At 56.9% G+C, this 3,652-nt stretch carries 3 pseudogenes; 2 read left to right on the top strand and 1 reads right to left on the bottom strand.

Annotated elements, in window-relative coordinates:
* Both ACQKP2_RS32185 and rpoC read left to right on the top strand, forming a co-directional pair.
* Positions 1-95 (top strand): annotated as a pseudogene (locus ACQKP2_RS32185) (hypothetical protein); the annotation flags it as partial.
* A gap of 1 nt (position 96) precedes the next feature.
* Positions 97-3,480, top strand: a pseudogene (gene rpoC / locus ACQKP2_RS32180) (DNA-directed RNA polymerase subunit beta'); the annotation flags it as partial.
* A 76-nt stretch (positions 3,481-3,556) separates the two neighbouring features.
* On the opposite strand, the pseudogene ACQKP2_RS32175 reads toward rpoC, so the two are convergent.
* A pseudogene (locus tag ACQKP2_RS32175) lies at positions 3,557-3,652 on the bottom strand (SMC-Scp complex subunit ScpB); the annotation flags it as partial.

Below are 3,652 nucleotides of genomic sequence, written 5' to 3'. Positions count from 1 at the left end.
CGGCGTTCGTCGCCACGTGTATCGCCGCCGCGCTCGGTTGCCTGTTGATGGGCCTGTACGCCAACTGGCCGGTCGGCCTGGCACCGGGCATGGGGTATCAACCGTAACAACCGTTTGAAGCGCCTGCTGGATCTGTCCGCTCCGGACATCATCGTGCGCAACGAAAAGCGTATGTTGCAGGAAGCCGTCGACGCACTGCTCGACAACGGTCGTCGTGGCCGCGCTATCACAGGTTCCAACAAGCGTCCTCTGAAATCCCTGGCTGACATGATCAAGGGTAAGCAGGGTCGTTTCCGTCAGAACTTGCTCGGTAAGCGTGTTGACTACTCCGGTCGTTCGGTAATTACCGTTGGTCCGACCCTGCGTCTGCACCAGTGCGGTCTGCCGAAGAAAATGGCTCTCGAGCTGTTCAAACCGTTCATTTTCGGCAAGCTGGAAATGCGTGGTCTCGCTACCACCATCAAAGCTGCCAAGAAAATGGTTGAGCGCGAGCTGCCGGAAGTCTGGGACGTTCTCGCTGAAGTGATTCGCGAACACCCAGTGCTTCTCAACCGTGCACCGACGCTGCACCGTCTGGGTATCCAGGCATTTGAACCGGTTCTGATCGAAGGTAAGGCTATCCAGCTGCACCCTCTGGTCTGCGCCGCGTACAACGCCGACTTCGACGGTGACCAAATGGCCGTGCACGTACCGCTGACGCTGGAAGCCCAGCTCGAAGCGCGTGCGTTGATGATGTCGACCAACAACATTCTGTCGCCAGCCAACGGTGAGCCAATCATCGTTCCGTCGCAGGACGTTGTATTGGGTCTGTACTACATGACTCGTGAAGCGATCAACGCCAAAGGCGAGGGTCGTGTGTTCGCGGATCTGCAGGAAGTTGACCGTGTGTTCCGTGCCGGCGAAGCCGCACTGCATGCCAAAGTCAAAGTGCGGATCACCGAAACCGTCAACGACCGTGATGGCGGCAGCGTGACCAACACCCGTATCGTCGACACCACTGTCGGCCGTGCGCTGTTGTTCCAGGTTGTGCCAAAAGGCCTGTCGTTTGACGTCGTCAACCTGCCGATGAAGAAAAAGGCGATCTCCAAGCTGATCAACCAGTGCTATCGCGTGGTGGGTCTGAAAGAGACCGTGATCTTCGCTGACCAGTTGATGTACACCGGTTTCGCCTACTCGACCATTTCCGGCGTTTCCATCGGCGTTAACGACTTCGTTATCCCGGATGAAAAGGCTCGCATCATCGGTACTGCTACCGACGAAGTGAAGGAAATCGAGAGCCAGTACGCCTCTGGCCTGGTAACCCAGGGTGAGAAGTACAACAAGGTGATCGACCTTTGGTCCAAGGCGAACGACGAAGTTTCCAAGGCGATGATGGCCAACCTCTCGAAAGAGAAAGTCATCGACCGCCACGGCGACGAAGTTGATCAAGAGTCCTTCAACTCGATGTACATGATGGCCGACTCGGGTGCGCGGGGTTCCGCAGCACAGATTCGTCAGCTGGCCGGTATGCGTGGTCTGATGGCCAAGCCGGACGGCTCCATCATCGAAACGCCGATTACTGCGAACTTCCGTGAAGGTTTGAGCGTACTTCAGTACTTCATCTCCACTCACGGTGCTCGTAAAGGTCTGGCGGATACCGCGTTGAAAACGGCGAACTCGGGTTACCTGACTCGTCGTCTGGTAGACGTTGCACAGGATCTGGTTGTAACCGAGATCGATTGCGGCACCGAACACGGTCTGCTGATGACTCCGCACATTGAAGGCGGTGACGTTGTAGAGCCATTGGGTGAGCGCGTATTGGGTCGTGTTATTGCCCGCGACGTATTCAAGCCGGGTACCGAGGACGTCATCGTTCCTGCTGGCACTCTGGTGGACGAGAAGTGGGTTGAGTTCATCGAGCTGAACAGCATCGATGAAGTGATCGTGCGTTCCCCGATCAGCTGCGAAACCCGTTATGGCATTTGCGCCAAGTGCTACGGCCGTGACCTGGCTCGTGGTCACCTGGTAAACATCGGTGAAGCGGTCGGCGTAATCGCTGCCAAGTCCATCGGTGAGCCGGGTACCCAGCTGACGATGCGTACGTTCCACATCGGTGGTGCGGCAAGCCGTACTTCCGCAGCCGACAGCGTTCAGGTGAAGAACGGCGGTACTGTCCGTCTGCACAACCTCAAGCACGTTGAGCGTGTCGATGGTCACCTGGTGGCCGTGTCCCGTTCCGGCGAGCTGGCAATCGCTGACGACTTCGGTCGTGAGCGCGAGCGTTACAAGCTGCCTTACGGTGCTGTAATTTCGGTTAAAGAGGGTGACAAGGTCGACGCTGGTGCCATCGTGGCCAAGTGGGATCCGCACACTCACCCGATCGTTACTGAAATGAAAGGTAACGTGACCTACGTGGGCATGGAAGAAGGCATTACGATCAAGCGTCAGACTGACGAATTGACCGGTATGACCAACATTGAAGTACTTGACGTCAAAGATCGTCCAGCTGCCGGTAAGGATATCCGTCCTGCTGTGAAGATGGTCGATGACAACGGCAAGGATCTTCTGCTGCCGGGCACTGATGTAATTGCACAGTACTTCCTGCCTGCCAACGCCCTGGTCGGTGTGGCGGACGGTGCGAAAATCGCGATCGGTGATGTTATCGCTCGTATTCCGCAAGAGACCTCGAAGACGCGTGACATCACCGGTGGTCTGCCGCGTGTTGCCGACTTGTTCGAAGCTCGTCGTCCGAAAGAAGCCTCGATTCTGGCTGAAGTCAGCGGCACCATTGCGTTCGGTAAAGAGACCAAGGGCAAGCGCCGTCTGGTTATCACCCCGAACGACGGTAGCGATCCATACGAGGAGCTGATTCCGAAGTGGCGTCACCTGAACGTCTTCGAAGGCGAACAAGTGAACCGCGGCGAAGTTATCTCCGACGGTCCTAGCGATCCACACGACATCCTGCGTCTGCTGGGTGTCAGTGCGCTGGCCAAGTACATCGATAACGAGATCCAGGACGATTACCGTCTGCAAGGCGTGAAGATCAACGACAAGCACATCGAGACCATCCTGCGTCAGATGCTGCGTAAAGTTGAAATCTCCGAATCTGGCGATTCCAGCTTCATCAAGGGCGACCAGATGGAACTGACTCACGTTCTGGTAGAAAACGAGCGTCTGAACACGGAAGACAAGTTCATCGCCAAGTTCACCCGCGTACTGCTGGGTATTACCAAGGCGTCGCTGTCGACCGAGTCGTTCATCTCGGCGGCCTCCTTCCAGGAGACCACACGCGTACTGACCGAATCAGCTGTAACCGGCAAGCGCGATTATCTGCGCGGCCTGAAAGAAAACGTGGTCGTGGGTCGTCTGATCCCGGCAGGTACCGGTCTGGCTTATCACAGCGAGCGCAAGCGTCGCCGTGATGCAGACAAACCGTTGCGCGTAAGCGCCAGTGAAGTGGAAGCTGCACTGACCGAAGCGCTGAACTCCAGTGGTAACTGAGTTCTGCGATAAATGAGCGTGAGGCCCTGGCCACTCCATTCATCGAATCGAGACAAATTGTCGAGGTTGGATGAGGATCCAGCAGCAAGGTATGGAAGCTGGTTTCTTCCTTGGGCTCTTCCGGTTCGGCACTGGCGTCCGCCAACTCTTGAAGGCCCGGCGGCACCGGGGC

It is taken from the genome of Pseudomonas sp. NPDC089569 (assembly GCF_050280625.1).
In the GTDB taxonomy this organism is placed as follows: Bacteria; Pseudomonadota; Gammaproteobacteria; order Pseudomonadales; family Pseudomonadaceae; genus Aquipseudomonas.
Note: the sequence above shows the minus strand (reverse complement) of the source record. Positions and strands in the feature narration are given on the sequence as shown.